11 protein-coding genes are annotated in these 14,446 nt (G+C 34.4%); 5 read left to right on the top strand and 6 right to left on the bottom strand.

What is annotated here, in order from left to right; genetic code table 11:
- Together AC0NBN_RS07460 and AC0NBN_RS07465 are read right to left on the bottom strand one after the other, a co-directional pair.
- A complete protein-coding gene (locus AC0NBN_RS07460) occupies positions 1 to 1,770 on the bottom strand; it encodes a porin family protein (RefSeq protein WP_160812787.1) in 1,770 nt (589 codons plus the stop codon).
- A gap of 82 nt (positions 1,771 to 1,852) precedes the next feature.
- Positions 1,853 to 4,816: a tetratricopeptide repeat protein gene (locus tag AC0NBN_RS07465; RefSeq protein WP_160812786.1), complete on the bottom strand. Its 2,964-nt coding sequence runs from the start codon at positions 4,814 to 4,816 to the stop codon at positions 1,853 to 1,855.
- Between the two features lie 252 nt (positions 4,817 to 5,068).
- On the opposite strand from AC0NBN_RS07465, the gene AC0NBN_RS07470 reads away from it, so the two are divergent.
- The 3 genes from AC0NBN_RS07470 to AC0NBN_RS07480 all read left to right on the top strand — a co-directional run bounded on the left by AC0NBN_RS07470 (position 5,069) and on the right by AC0NBN_RS07480 (position 7,692).
- On the top strand, positions 5,069 to 6,937 hold the full coding sequence (locus AC0NBN_RS07470) for an amino acid permease (protein ID WP_474467808.1): 1,869 nt from the start codon (positions 5,069 to 5,071) through the stop codon (positions 6,935 to 6,937).
- An 84-nt stretch (positions 6,938 to 7,021) separates the two neighbouring features.
- On the top strand, positions 7,022 to 7,336 hold the full coding sequence (locus AC0NBN_RS07475) for an Mpo1-like protein (protein WP_143884508.1): 315 nt from the start codon (positions 7,022 to 7,024) through the stop codon (positions 7,334 to 7,336).
- 14 nt (positions 7,337 to 7,350) lie between these two features.
- Positions 7,351 to 7,692, top strand: a complete 342-nt coding sequence (locus tag AC0NBN_RS07480; protein WP_160812785.1) for a DUF4377 domain-containing protein — start codon at positions 7,351 to 7,353, stop codon at positions 7,690 to 7,692.
- A gap of 50 nt (positions 7,693 to 7,742) precedes the next feature.
- On the opposite strand, the gene AC0NBN_RS07485 is transcribed toward AC0NBN_RS07480, so the two are convergent.
- Both AC0NBN_RS07485 and dgt read right to left on the bottom strand, forming a co-directional pair.
- Positions 7,743 to 8,648, bottom strand: coding sequence for an SPFH domain-containing protein (locus tag AC0NBN_RS07485; RefSeq protein ID WP_143884510.1), 906 nt, complete (start codon positions 8,646 to 8,648; stop codon positions 7,743 to 7,745).
- Positions 8,649 to 8,721: 73 nt separating this feature from the next.
- Positions 8,722 to 10,077 carry a dGTP triphosphohydrolase gene (gene dgt, locus AC0NBN_RS07490; RefSeq protein ID WP_160812914.1) on the bottom strand — a complete coding sequence of 452 codons (1,356 nt, stop codon included), beginning with the start codon at positions 10,075 to 10,077 and terminating at the stop codon, positions 8,722 to 8,724.
- Between the two features lie 45 nt (positions 10,078 to 10,122).
- Between dgt and AC0NBN_RS07495 the strand changes: the two genes are divergently transcribed.
- A complete protein-coding gene (locus tag AC0NBN_RS07495) occupies positions 10,123 to 10,881 on the top strand; it encodes a DNA-formamidopyrimidine glycosylase family protein (RefSeq protein WP_228430018.1) in 759 nt (252 codons plus the stop codon).
- Positions 10,882 to 11,493: 612 nt separating this feature from the next.
- Positions 11,494 to 12,219 carry an AAA family ATPase gene (locus AC0NBN_RS07500; RefSeq protein WP_160812784.1) on the top strand — a complete coding sequence of 242 codons (726 nt, stop codon included), beginning with the start codon at positions 11,494 to 11,496 and terminating at the stop codon, positions 12,217 to 12,219.
- Positions 12,220 to 12,281: 62 nt separating this feature from the next.
- Here AC0NBN_RS07500 and AC0NBN_RS07505 read toward each other — a convergent pair whose 3' ends face one another.
- Positions 12,282 to 13,601: a hypothetical protein gene (locus tag AC0NBN_RS07505; protein WP_160812783.1), complete on the bottom strand. Its 1,320-nt coding sequence runs from the start codon at positions 13,599 to 13,601 to the stop codon at positions 12,282 to 12,284.
- A 463-nt stretch (positions 13,602 to 14,064) separates the two neighbouring features.
- Entirely contained in the window at positions 14,065 to 14,379 is a 315-nt protein-coding gene (locus tag AC0NBN_RS07510) for a nuclear transport factor 2 family protein (protein WP_160812782.1), read from the bottom strand.
- Between the last annotated feature and the right edge of the window lie 67 nt (positions 14,380 to 14,446).

A 14,446-nucleotide genomic window follows, 5' to 3' on the forward strand; every position in this document is an offset into this window, starting at 1 on the left:
TTAGAAAGTGATCTTCACTCCTCCTGTAATCTGTGCACCAAGAACTTTATATCCTTTGTACGTCTGATATTTAGAGCTTAAAAGATTATTTCCGAGTGCAAAAATACTGAAATTTTTGTGAATTTTGTACTCTGCTGATAAGTTTAAATCTGCATAACCGCCAACTTTATCATTGGTATCCTCCGTAGACTGAAACATCATGGCAGGATTTGCCACACCTTCTAGCAAGTAAGAGTTTGTAGTTCTGTCACTTTCAAATATTCCTCTGAAGCCTAAAGACAGTTTTTTATCCAATAAAGTATATTTTGCACCGATACTTCCTGTCAGTAAAGGAACATTATAAATATTTTCGTAATTCTTAAGATCATATCTTAAAAATCTTACATCGGCATCTACAACCAGATTCTCCAGCGGAAAATACTGAAGACTTCCTTTGATGTCGCTTACATTTCCGTCATCGTAAACAGCAGAAAATGTGTTGGCAAAATCAAATCCCGGTCTGTCTAAAGTAAACTCGTTAGAAAAAAGATTGTTGGCGCTGAAAAACATAATATTTTTCATCTTGCCAAATCCTGCGGAAACATCATATTTAAAAGTTTCATCAATATCCCCTCTCAAACCTGCATAAAAATGATACGTTGTTTCTGTAGGTCTCAGCATTTGATCTGAAACAAGAAAGGGGTTTGCCTGAAGCAATTCTCCGTAGGTATTTAATTTTAAACCACCGTCGATTCCTCCGTAAAATTTAAATTCATTAGAGGCAGCTACCTGAAATTCTGCTTTTGGAAACCAATACGTTTTGTTGTTTTTCACTTCTTCAGCAAGCATCATATTTGAGTTTCTGGCATTTAAAAAATTAAATACAGAACCTAAAGTAAGATAAGATTCTCCCTTCGCAAAAGTAATTTTCGGAGCAATATCTGCATTAAAAAATGTTGCAGAATTTTTGCTGAGTAAAGCAAAGTCGGTTTTTACGGTTTCTAAGCCCAAACCTAAATCAGCATTCATCACAATTCCGTTCTTTGAAAGTTCAACGGCGTGTTTGGAAAGGTTTGCCAAAATAGATGCCTGATTTTCTTTGGCATTAAAATGATCCGTTAAGAATGATGATTTTACTCTTACGTCATTTAAGATTTCATTAGAGTAAAAATCGTAATAACCATTCACTTTAAACTGATTGACTTTCTGCGTCAAATCTACATCCGCCGAAGGAGCCAAAGCGTAAATTCCGTAATAATTATAATTATCTAAGCCATATTCTGCATTTACGTTGATCTTACCCTTTTCTCCGTAAGAATTTAAAAATGCACCTAAAGTTGCTGAACTTTGTTTAGAATCCCAAGGATAGTCTTTTTTTAATCCGTTGGTAGACAAAACGTGAACATCCGCTCCTACTTCCAGTTTATTTTCAAGAGTTTTGGAAATATTTCCATCAGCCAGAATCTTCCCGTAATTCCCCATTCCAATCTGGAAATAGTTGTTTTGGGCTGTTCCTTCAAATTTCGGAGCAACATCTTCTCCCTGGATGGTTGAAGTTTTAAAATCTGATACCGCAGGAACATCTGTAATTGTATATTTTACGGGATTTGCGGATTTCTCTTCGGGCGGATAATTCTTCTCCGTTACTACAGAAGTTTTTTTCTTTTCGATTTTTTTTACTTCCGGCTCTCTTTTTTTATTAAGAATCAATCTTTCTTCTTTAATCTGAGAAAACGCTACAGAAGAAACTCCTAAGAAAAGTATAGATAATATTTGAATTTTCTTGTTCATATATGTTGTATTAATGTATAAAGTAAAAAGTATTAATGATTAAATTACATCAACAAATTTTACATGAATACGACAGTACATTTTACTTTTTAATCATTTTTTTCACCTCTTTTGCCTCTGCTACAATTTCAGGGAAATCTGCATAATTGGCAATAATCTGATCACAGGTATAACTTGCCTGATAATTATCTTTCAGACCAATATAGTTTTTAGCCATCAAAACCAGTGCTTTTGCTCCCCAATAATCTTCTGATGCATAATTATTTGCCAGTTTGAAAATAGTTTCGTTTGAAGATTTATACGCTTTTCCTTTATTCTGATAATATGCTTTTGCATAAAGCGCTTCTGCAGCAACTTCTGTATTGGAAGATTTTTCAAGAGCAGCATAAGCTGTCTGAGCATCTTTATCTTTCCCCGAATTCATAAGACTTCTCGCCTTGATTACTTTTGCAGTTTCGATCACTGCTGCAGAATTTTTACTGTTGGCAATAACAGCATTGGCTAATTTTTCAGCCTCCGGGAAATTCTTTTCTTCCGCATACATTTTCATCAGTTCTACATTCGCATAATTTCTGACATTAATGTTAGACGAATTTCTAATATTCTGAAGGTATTTTTTAGCTTCACTGCTGTTACCCTGAGCAATATAAATCTGAGCTACTCTGGTTGCGGCATCATCCTGATAATCATTCTGTACCTCTGCAACCTCCTGCAGAACAAGAAGTGCTTTTGTAGGATTACTATTCTGATAATAACTTTCGCCCAATTCATATTTAGCCTGATAAAGACCTTCTCCTGTAGGATTCTGAGTTAAATATTTTTCATAATAAGAGATTGCATTTTTGTAATCTTTCTTGGTGAAATATTGTTTTGCTGTAGACAAATTGATTTCATCGATCTCAGAAGCCGCTATATTAACTCCTATATTTCTCGCAAAACCTTCATACCCGGCAACATCTCCGTTTTTAGTAAAAATCGGTTTAGAAGCCTGTACAATTTTCTGTGCGTAAGCTGTATTTTTGTATTGCTCACCTAAAGATCTCAGCTCAGATAAAGCTTTATCATTTTGGTTCTGATCAATATAATTCTGGGCTCTATAGATAGATGCATTGGCAACCAAATCCCGGTCGGAAGAAGATTTTATTACTTTCCCGAAGAAATCATTCGAGTTATTATAATCATCCTGAGCAGCATAAGCAACCCCGATTTCGTACTGTGCATCATCCTCATATTCAGAATTTGGATATTTCGAGATGAGCGATTTCAAATTACTGATTTTGGCAGCATTGTCGTTTTTAAAACCTAATGCCAAAGCTTTCTGATACAATGTATAATCTGTTGCATCTTCGTTCTTTTCATAAATTGCGATTGCATTATCCAGATCATTGTTGGCGTAATTGATATCTGCTAAACGAAGTTCGGCATCATTTTTAAACTCCGGCTTCGGATTTTTCAAATATTGCGTAAAATACTGCTCTGCCTGATCAAATTTTTTAGATTTAAAATAAGCATATCCCAAATCGTAAGAAAGCTGCTGTTTTTCAGGAAAATCCTGATTGAGAAGTTTTTCGTAGCGAACGATTGCCGAAGGATAATTGCCTTTTTGGTAATATACCTGTCCAAGCCAGTACAATGCTCTGCTGTGAAATTCTTTATTAATATTAAATTCGAGACTTCTCAGAAAATATCTTTCTGCTTCATCAAAATTTCCTTTGTTGAATTCTTCTGTTCCCAATAAATAAGAAACCTCCTGGTCTACTTTATCCGTTTCTGGAGTTGAGTTGGGAAGTTTATCAATCGCATTAAGCGTTTCTTTAAAATTACCGGAATACAGATAAGATTTCACCAAAAGTGATCTCATTTCTGCAGTTTTAGCATCATTATTATTGATGGTTATGTAATTCTGAATGACTGTTGTAGGGCTTTCAAAAGGATTTCCGATATCGTAGCTGAGTTTTGCATACTGCTCATGAGCCAGCTTTTTAACATTTACATCATAATCCATTTGGTAAGAAGAACGGAATGCTGAAAGCGCTTCCTGCTTTTTATCAACCGCCAAATAGGCATTTCCTAATTGATAATAAGCATTCTGAGCCAATGCAGAATTGCTGTTCAGTAACTGATTATAATAAGAAACAGCCTCGTCATATTTCTTAAGCTGTGCCGCAACAAATCCCATTTCGTACAAATCATTTTCAGAAGGATTCTGCTGTACGCTCAGATAATCTTTCAGATGTGGATAAGCAGAATTGTAGTCATTTTTCATAAAATAACTTTCCCCGATGATCTTATGAACTTCGGCTTTATAAGAATCCGAAAGATCCTCATTCAATAATGCTGTTCCTTCAGTTATTGCCTTGTCATAATCTTTATCATTATAATACATCTGTACATAATACGGACGTACAAGTCTTGAAAACTTAGGCTGATCTTTGATGGAATCAAAATACTGAAACGCCTCACTGTTTTCTCTCTTGGAATAGTGTAAATGTCCGAGCATATAAGCAATTTCACCTTTCTGAGATTCATCGGCTGTTTTATAAGCTTCTTCCAGCGCATCAATAGCACCTTTAGAATTTCCGGTCATAAATTTTGCATAACCGAGTTTCAGAACATATTGCGTATTTTCTTCGCGGGTAAGCTGATATTGATTAACTTTCTTCAGCGTTTTTAAAGCCTCCTTAAAATCTTTTTTTGCTAAATAATAATCGGCTAAAGGCAAATTTGCCTGTGCAAAATATGCAGATTTGGGATATTCTTTCATAAAAGCAGTCAGACCTTCTTCTGCATGATTTTTCTGAAGAATAACTCCAATTACATTGTCAAAAAACTGAGCAGCTTCTTTCTTAGACTGTTCCAGATTTTGATTATAAAAATACTGCCGTGCATATTCAAACTGTGAAGCATTGTACACTTTGGTCTGATAAAGATTTTCGGCAAGATTAAACCTGTAGTTTTCTTTTTGGGTAAAATATTGAGACTGTTGCGCTTCGGAAATTCCGAAATAGAAAACCGCAACGGCTAATAGTATTTTTTTTGATTTCATTAATATCAAATTTTAAATGGAAACCGGAAGCAAATCTAGACCGGTTATTTAAATTTCAGATGAGATTTTATCCACAAATTACCAACGAAAATAGGTAAAATATATTATGCAGACAAGCCTTTTTTGACAATGTTAATATGTGGACAATATTTTAATATATCTTAATATAGCCTAAAGAAATATTAAGAAAATATTAATTATTTAAGAGAAATAATTACATTTGTTTTTTTCAAACTTCAAATCAACTATTGAATGAACCAGCTTTTCAGAAGAAAACAGTACTCAGATAACGATACTTCAACAAATTTATTACGTGTTCTCGGTGTTTGGGACATCGTATTTTTCGGTATTGCCGCCATTATTGGTGCGGGAAGTTTCAGCAGTTTGGGAGAAGCTGTTTTCAGAGGGGGACCCGGCGTGATCTTATTATATTTAATTTGTGGTTTTGCTTGTGGTTTTACTGCTTTATGCTATGCTGAATTTGCAAGCAGAATCCCTAAAGCCGGTTCTGCTTACACCTATGCTTACGCAAGTTTTGGGGAGTTAATGGCATGGGTTATCGGATGGGCACTGATTATGGAATATTCTTTCGGAAATATTTATGTTGCTTTTTCATGGTCGGATTATTTTACAAGCTTTCTGGAACGACTTGGAATGCATATTCCTGATTATTTTACCTGTAGCTACACAGAAGCAAAAAAAGCTTTCCAGAACGGTTCTGAAAATAAAGAACTCATCAATGCCTGGAACACCGCTCCCCTGCTTGGAAATCTAAAATTTATTGTGGATATTCCGGCTTTGGTTATTAATGGATTGATTACCTGGCTTTGCTACCGTGGTGTAAAAGAGAGCAAAAATTTTAATAATTCTCTTGTTATCTTAAAACTTGCTGTAATAGTTCTGATTATTTTGGTTGGAACAGCCTACATCAATACAGAAAACTGGACTCCTGTAAGTCTGGAAACCGGAATTCCTTCTTTTATGCCGAATGGTTTTGCCGGAGTAATGAGCGCCGTTTCCGGAGTTTTCTTTGCCTATATTGGCTTTGATGCACTCAGTGTACTTTCAGAAGAAACAAAAAATCCACAGAAAACACTTCCTAAAGGAATGATTATTTCTCTGGCTTTATGTACGGTAATTTATATCTGTCTTACTCTTGTTCTTACCGGAATGGTAGATTACAGAAAATTTGACGGAATCGGAGATCCTCTTTCGTTTATTTTTGAAAAATCTAATGCTAATGTCGCATGGATGGAACTTACTATCTCCTTTGTTGCCATTGTCGCCATTACAACCGTTTTACTCGTTTTCCAGATGGGACAGCCGAGAATATGGTACGCCATGAGCCGCGACGGACTGATGCCGGAAAAATTTCAGAATGTACATCCAAAATATAAGACACCGGCTTTTGCAACTATAGTTACGGGAATTGTAGTGGGAGTTCCCATTATTTTCACTGATAAAAGTTTCATTCTGGATTTTACAAGCATAGGAACTATTTTTGCATTTGTTTTGGTTTGCGCAGGGGTTTTAATGCTGCCTCCGAAAGAAAAAATCAAAGGTCGTTTTCACCTTCCTTATATTAATGGTAAAATTATTTTCCCCATCCTGTTTATTGGAGGATTAATTGGATTTTACTTTTATCAACCAGCATTTTTTGAAGAACCAGATAAGGTAATTATTACCAAAAACGGAGAAACTTTTTTAAATGGTGAAAAATACAGCATTACAGACATTGAAAACAGACTGATTACTTCTAAAAAAAATACAGAAGATCCGTTTTTCGTTTTAAAAAATGAAAGTCAGGATGCATCAAAATCAATTGAAAGTTCATTTAAAACATTCTCGAATAAAAATCATATTGTTGTAAAAGATAACACATATCTTGAGTTTAGAATTGCAATATTTGTATTTATCATTCTTAATATTTTACTGTGCATTATTACTTTTATTAAAAACCTATCTTTAATTCCTTTAGTAGGATTAAGCTCTTGTCTTTATCTTCTAACCGGCATGAGCCATGATAACTGGTTTTGGTTCGGATTATGGTTTGCTGTAGGCTTGGTTATATATTTCTGCTATGGGTATAGAAACAGCAAGCTTAGAAGCACTGCACAATAACATGATATAGACGAATCAGAAAATGGTTCGTCTTTTTATTTTGGCGGATTTATTGCAATAATTTTCTAAACTAAAATTGAAGCCATGTCAGAAAGAATAAAAACATTTTCCGAATTCTATCAGTTTTATCTTACCGAACACAGCAAAACAGGAACAAGAATTTTTCACTTTATCGGAACTCTTTTGGTATTGTTGGTTATAGGATACGTTATTTATTCAGGAAAAGAAAGATTTTTGTGGTACGTTCCGATTTTTGGATACGGCTTTGCCTGGCTTAGTCATGCCATGATAGAAAAAAACAGTCCGGCGACATTCAGATATCCTTTATGGTCTTTGCTGTCAGATTTCAGGTTATTTTTTGAACTTTTAACCGGAAAGCAAAAATTTAATTCTCAATAAGAAAAATTAAACGTATGAATTATTTTAAACCACTATTAAAAGCTTTTGCAGCATCAGCAGTATTCTTGATTATTTTTCAGTGTAAAACCACATCAAATATGTCCAACGAAAAGACAATTATGGTTGCTTCTCAAACTGCAGACTGCACCGGAGTTGCTCCGATGAAATGCCTCCAGATAAAAGAGAAAGAATCAGACAACTGGGAAATGATGTATACGAATATTGAAGGATTTACCTATGAAACTGGTTTTGAATATACTCTAAAAATTAAAACCGAAAAAATTGAAAATCCTCCGATGGACGGCTCTTCAATAAGATATATTTTGCTAAAACAGATTTCCAAAGTCAAAAAATAAAAATAGCTCTCATGAATCTGAGAGCTATTTTTTTCTTACTTAGAATATTATTATTTGTCGTTAATTCCTAAATCATCTATTTTCTGCGTTGCTGCCATAGACACTACAAGATCATTCAGCATTGTACTTGCTGCAGTCGGAGAGTTGGGTAAAAGCACAAGATTACTTCTGTTATTAGCACCAATAGACTGTAAAGTATCATAATGCTGCGTTACCACGATTAATGCAGATGCTTCCTGTGGCTTGATATTTACCGAGTTGAGCATATGTACAGACTCCTGCAATCCTTTTGCAATCTCACGTCGCTGATCTGCAATACCCTGCCCTTGAAGTTTCTTAGACTCTGCCTCAGCTTTTGCTACCGCAACAATTCTGATTCTCTGTGCTTCAGATTCGTATTCTGCAGCTGTTTTTTCTCTTTCAGCTGCGTTGATTCTGTTCATTGCATGCTTTACCTGCTCGTCCGGATCAATATCGGTTACCAAAGCTTTTACAATGTCATAACCGTAACTTTGCATTGCATCCTGCAACTCACCTTTTACGGCAACAGCAATATCATCTTTTTTAACAAATACATCATCCAGTTTCATCTTAGGAACTTCAGCTCTTACTACGTCAAAAACATATGACGTGATCTGACCTTCAGGATTTTCAAGACGATAATATGCGTCTGCAACCTGTGTTCTGATGACCTGAAACTGCACCGAAACTTTCATACGGATAAATACGTTGTCTAAAGTTTTAGTATCAATGATAACATCCAACTGCTGAATTCTGAGATTCATTCTCTTGGAAATCTGATCTATAAAAGGAATCTTCAATTGCAGACCTGCATGACGCACAGAGTGAAGTTTACCTAAACGCTCTACAATAGCTGCCGTTTCCTGTTTTACGATAAAAAAAGAAGCCAGTAATGTTACCAGTCCGAAAAAGACCAAAATACCTAAATACACCATAAGTTTTTTATTTTAATTGATTTGTCGATAAGATACGGATTTGTTACAGAAATATCATGATATTTCTGAGTTTTTACATCGTCATCCCGATATCTATACCTTTTATTTTTCGGTAAAGATCTGTAGCATAGTTATCCGTCATCCCGGAAACAAAATCAATAATTCCCAAGGTTTTCTGATAATCACTTCCCTCTTCATACACAAACTGCTTCGGCAATAGTTTCAGCGCTTTTTTATCGTAAGATTTTCTTTCATCCTCAGATTTTAAAATAGAAGGAATGAAATGATCCAGCAATTCATACATCACGTTATAACCCGCGTTTTCGATCTCTACAACCGCTCTATGATTGTAAATTTTTTCAATGGAAAAAATTTCAATATCCTGCAAAGTTTTATTTTCAGATTTATAGATATCCAGAAGTGCTTTATCCAAATTTCCTCCAAGAATCGTATTAAAATTAGATTTAAAAAGTTCAACCGATTTATTAATCAAAGCATTGATCACTTTTGCTCTAAGATAGGAAATCTGCTCATTTTCATTTCCTATAGAGCTTAATTTGGACTCTACCCGTTTAATATCATCCGTTTCTGATTTTACGAGTTCAAAAAAGAGATTTTTACAGTCGGCTGTAGAAACAATCCCCAAACGGTGTGCATCTTCCATATCAATAATGTTATAACAGATATCATCAGCAGCTTCTACCAGCCAGACAAAGGGATGCCTTTTAAAAATAAAAGGTTCCTCATTTTCCTGTAATAAACTGACGCCTTTTGCAATCTCCAGAAAAGTTTCTTTTTCGTTCTGAAAAAAACCGAATTTTTTCCTGTGAATAATTCCTTTCTTTTTTGCAACCGCTTCACAAGGATATTTTGCAATGCTTGCAAGGGTTGTTAAAGTAAGCTGCGTTCCGCCGAAATCTTTTCCCTGTTGCTGATGAGTCAATACACGGATTGCATTTGCATTTCCTTCAAAATTTACAAGATCTGCCCACTCCCTTTCGGAGAACTGATGTTTTATCTGGCTTTCATTCCTTTCAAAATAACTTGCAATTGCGTCTTCACCAGAATGTCCGAAAGCAGGATTTCCAACATCATGACACAGGCAGGCAGCAGCTATGACATTTCCTAAATTGTGATTATAAAAGTTTATGGATTCTTCGGAAAGTTCTGAACGAAAATTATCCGCAATATATTCGCCAATCACACTTCCCAAACTCCGTCCGACAGAAGATACTTCCAGCGAATGTGTAAGCCTGTTGTGCACAAAGACACTCCCCGGAAGCGGAAACACCTGCGTTTTATTCTGCAATCTTCTGAAAGCTGACGAAAATATAATCCTGTCAAAATCTCTCTGAAAGTCTGTTCTTGAAGCAGCAGTATTTGGATTATTACCGGTACGCTGACTGGTAAATATACGGTTCAAATTCATCATTTTTCAAAATTAAAGCAAATTTTACTTTTAAAGGAATAATATTTGAGTTTTCCGTCTAAAATCATTACCATGCCGGAAGGACCTACCATTATTTTGATGAAAGAAGATTTGCAGCAATTCAAAGGAAAAAAAGTTATCGCTGCACACGGAAGCATTATCTCTGATAAAAAAGCAGTTGTAAATAAAATCCTGAAAGACATTAAAACTTTTGGAAAACTTACTTTTTTAATCTTTGAAGATTTCAGCTTCAGAATTCATTTATTGATGTTCGGATCATACAGCTTACAGGAAAAACCCGAAGTTAAATCTTTGAGACTTTCTTTACAGTTTGATAACGGAACAATGTATTTCTATACCTGCTCTGCAAAAATCATCGAAAATAAAGAACTTGATACAATTGATTGGGAAGCTGATATTATGAGTGATATATGGAACTCTGAAAAAGCGGTCGAAAAAATGAGAGCGTTACCAAAAATGATGATTTGTGATGCATTGATGAATCAGGATCTGTTTTCAGGTGTTGGAAATATCATTAAGAACGAGGCATTGTTCAGGGCTAAAGTGCATCCTGAATGCAAAATTCAAGCGATTCCGGATAAAGTTTTACATCAAGTAATTAAAGAAACACAAGGTTACAGCTTTGATTTTTTGAAATGGAAAAGGAAAAACGAACTAAAAAAGCATTTTCAGATATATCATCAGGAAAAATGTCCTCTTTGCGGAAAATCAATTAGTAAAAAAGAAACAGGGAAAAGTAAAAGGACAAGTTTTTACTGTGAAAAAGACCAAAAGCTGTATTAAAAAATCATTAAATCTGAGAACATTACAGTTCTGTGAAATTATAAAATTCGTTCAAAATCTTCAGCACGATCTGAAGTTTGGATTTATCACAGTTTTAAAGCAAAATATACAATTGTTAAAAATTTAATAATTTTTTAGCAATAATATAATTAAATAACCACTGAGAATCCCTATTTAATTATTATTAAAACAAACCTTAAAACAGCAAAAAACCTAATTTAAACAACACTTAACACTGATAAACGTCATAATTACAGTATTTGCAAAGTGATAATATTACCATATCTTTGCATTACAAAATTCACAAAATAAATTAATAATATTAAAAATTTAAAAATTATGATCGCTTATATCGGTATCGCAACATGTGCAGTTTTAGTAACTTCTTATTTTGCAACAGTAAGGAGAGAAGGGAATTAATTTCTGCTATAACATTTCTTATTTAACAAATTTTATTATTCATATGTTTTCAGTTTATCATTAAACTGCTGCTCTTTTACTCTTTCTGAGTAAAAGAGCCTAGAAAACATAATTTCCCATTTATTCTTCTAGAATTTATCTTTCATTCAGGCGGTTCTGATTATATTTGTGCTTCATTAAAGCATAATAATTATGAATTTGTATAATCTTATCATTCAAGACAAAGAAGAATTTAATCTGAATGATGTGTATCTTTCACCTGAAAACAGATCAGAGATTGTACAGCTCATCAAAGAACACACTTATATCAAAGAACTTCAGGAATATGGTTTGCCTGTCAACAACAAAATCCTGCTGCAGGGAAGTTCAGGCTGTGGAAAAACCATGACCGCAAAAGCCGTTGCAAATGCTTTAGGCAAAAATATTATTATTCTTAATCTGAGCAATATCGTCTCTTCAAGAATCGGGGAAACTTCTCAGAACATCAAAATGATTTTCGATAAAGCGGCAAGAGAAAAATCAGTTCTCTTTCTTGATGAACTTGACCAGATTGGCAAAGCAAGAGGAAGCGACGACAAAGATGTTGGTGAAATGAGAAGACTGGTAAACACTCTGCTTCAGCTTATTGATTATTATCCTGAAAATGCGCTTTTAATCTGCGCTACCAATCATCCCGAAATTATAGATGCCGCACTTCTCAGAAGATTTCAGCTTAAAATCAACTATATTTTACCTTCCAGAGATTTTCTGGATGAATACTATGATCATCTTCTGGCAAAATTCCCGCATGAGCTGGCAAATATTGAGAGAAGGTATGAAATTTCTTTTGCAGAAGCGAAGGATTATACTTTTACAGTAGTAAAAGGAAAGCTAATTCAAAAACTGGAAAGAGAAAAAGACCTGAAGCCAAATTATTAGAATCAAATAGATTAAAATACTTAAGCTTCAGATAATTTTCTAAAAAACTACTTTGCGTTAGCTTAATTTCCGATAACAATCCACGTTGTCCCGTCACTCTGCAGCTGAAACCTTTGTCTTTCAGAAATAGTATTGATTGTAGTATTGGCAACATCATCATAAATACCACCGCCACCGGTTACCGTAAGATTTTTATTCGTAATACCGTTACTTCCAATTAATATATAAATTCTTCCCGGACAAGTCGTTGGATTGGGAAGGTTAACAGTTGAAACATCATTAAAAACTCTTATAGTATAATGGTTTTCATTGGCATTGAAGGTTCCGGTATTAGTTCCGGTTGTAATGTAACTTGTAGATACAGAACCATCGACCTGAAGTTGAGAATTTGGAGTGGAAGTTCCTACGCCAACTCTGCCTAATCCTGTAACTGACACATCTTTAGTAGATGTTCCGTTTCCTTTATAAAGAAAAGCAAATCTGTTGGAAGCTGTTCCTAAATTGGGCTGATAAAATCCATAATAATTAGTTGCCCCGCCTAATGACGAATGAACTCCGGAGAAAAAACCGTAATAGTTCGTAATGGTGCCGTTAACCTGTCCTGTAAAATTATTGCTGTAACCATACAGGTCTGTTGTATTGGAAGCTACCCTGAAATCATAGGTATTCTGAAATCCGTAAAAAGTAGTTATATCTGTACCTTCTCCTCTGTATTCGTTCAGAACTCCTATTACATTTGGATAATTAGCTGTCTGTACATTCCAAAGACGGTTTCGTTGTGCCCTGAAAGTCCCGGTAATTGTTGAACCGCTTCTTAAATACATCAGATTATCAATTCCGTATACATTAGCAGCCTGAGCACCAGAAAGCAGATCTGTATTCGAATTGAAGTTGGTAACATCACCTGTATATGCAGTAGAAGAATTAACCCCTGACTGTAAATTTGTAAGTCCGACAGAACTCTCTGATCCCACTCTTAGTCTGTTGACATTGTTTGTCTTTATTAAAACAGGCTGATTATCTGTTGTTCCTAAAAAATTGGATGCCGGATTTGTCCCTGAATTTCCTAGAGTACTCCAATCATTGATTCCTTCAACAGACAGCAGTTCCCATTTTGTTCCTGACCAATAATAGTAACCCTTTTTTAATTCTGTATTTACGGTCGTATTGTAAACAAGCAGACTTTCTACATTTCCGGTGGTAATGGTGGTATTATCAGTAAGGCTTTGCAAAGCAACTCTAGTAATGAGCAAACCTTTATTAGCAGAAGAAAGCTCCAGAATAGAGGATGGATCCGGTGTTGTAGTTCCTATCCCGACCTGTCCAAAATAGAAATTTGAAATTAAAAATAAAGAGTAACCAGGAAATAATTTTTTTTTCATTTGTTAATAGATTTGATTTAACGTTGTGTCATACAATAATAAGTATGGTTTCACATACCACACTTCAAATATATAAAAAAAGTGTAAAAAATATTAACATCATTTTTTTTTAACAAAATTTTATTTTTTTGGTTAAAGGTTGGAAGATTATTAAATAACCTAAGTTCGGGATAAGTTTTCTTAAACGCAACGTTAAACAAAGAGATTCAATTATCAAGAATTCAGCTTTTAAGATATACAAAGGCGTAAAACTTATCAAAATAATACCATTTTTTGTCTTTTTTCAATAAACGAAGTGCCTTTGTTTAGCTTAAAAACTTTCAAAAAGTAAAAAATCTTTTGTTTCCTTGCGATAAATTAATATGATGCTATAAATCAATTATTTAAATTTATTTCTTATCCCGAACTGAGGTTAAATACTAATATTAAATTCTCTTCCAACCTTTGTCTGTTAAGTTGATTTTTATACAATTTCCAGTAATTCAATTAAGCCTTCCTGAAATTCGTAGTGATAATTCAGAACTAGCGGACTTCCGGGAAATGTACCCGAAACTTCAGCCTTCAGAGTATGATCTTTTTCAGAATATTCCAGCGGTTTCATTGTTGCCTGATACTCTTTGTTGGCTTTATCAATCCAGTTCTGTATTTCTTTTTTCCCTTTGTATGTTTTTCCTTCATCGAAAACTACTGCTGTTTCGGTAAAACAATCGGCATAAGCGTTACTGCTAAAACTGTTTTGTGCCATTACGAGATCTGTGATTACTTTTGGTAAATTCATTGTTTTTATATTTTGATGTTTAATATTATTTTTTATTGCGTGAGGGATAGAAGCGGCATCCTTTTGC

The sequence above is a fragment of the Chryseobacterium sp. L12 genome, assembly GCF_056133985.1.

Coding starts and splice junctions, on each gene's coding strand:
- AC0NBN_RS07460 (WP_160812787.1), bottom strand. CDS start 1,770: ATGAACAAGAAAATTCAAATATTATCTATACTTTTCTTAGGAGTTTCT.
- AC0NBN_RS07465 (WP_160812786.1), bottom strand. CDS start 4,816: ATGAAATCAAAAAAAATACTATTAGCCGTTGCGGTTTTCTATTTCGGA.
- AC0NBN_RS07470 (WP_474467808.1), top strand. CDS start 5,069: ATGAACCAGCTTTTCAGAAGAAAACAGTACTCAGATAACGATACTTCA.
- AC0NBN_RS07475 (WP_143884508.1), top strand. CDS start 7,022: ATGTCAGAAAGAATAAAAACATTTTCCGAATTCTATCAGTTTTATCTT.
- AC0NBN_RS07480 (WP_160812785.1), top strand. CDS start 7,351: ATGAATTATTTTAAACCACTATTAAAAGCTTTTGCAGCATCAGCAGTA.
- AC0NBN_RS07485 (WP_143884510.1), bottom strand. CDS start 8,648: ATGGTGTATTTAGGTATTTTGGTCTTTTTCGGACTGGTAACATTACTG.
- dgt (WP_160812914.1), bottom strand. CDS start 10,077: ATGAATTTGAACCGTATATTTACCAGTCAGCGTACCGGTAATAATCCA.
- AC0NBN_RS07500 (WP_160812784.1), top strand. CDS start 11,494: ATGAATTTGTATAATCTTATCATTCAAGACAAAGAAGAATTTAATCTG.
- AC0NBN_RS07505 (WP_160812783.1), bottom strand. CDS start 13,601: ATGAAAAAAAAATTATTTCCTGGTTACTCTTTATTTTTAATTTCAAAT.
- AC0NBN_RS07510 (WP_160812782.1), bottom strand. CDS start 14,379: ATGAATTTACCAAAAGTAATCACAGATCTCGTAATGGCACAAAACAGT.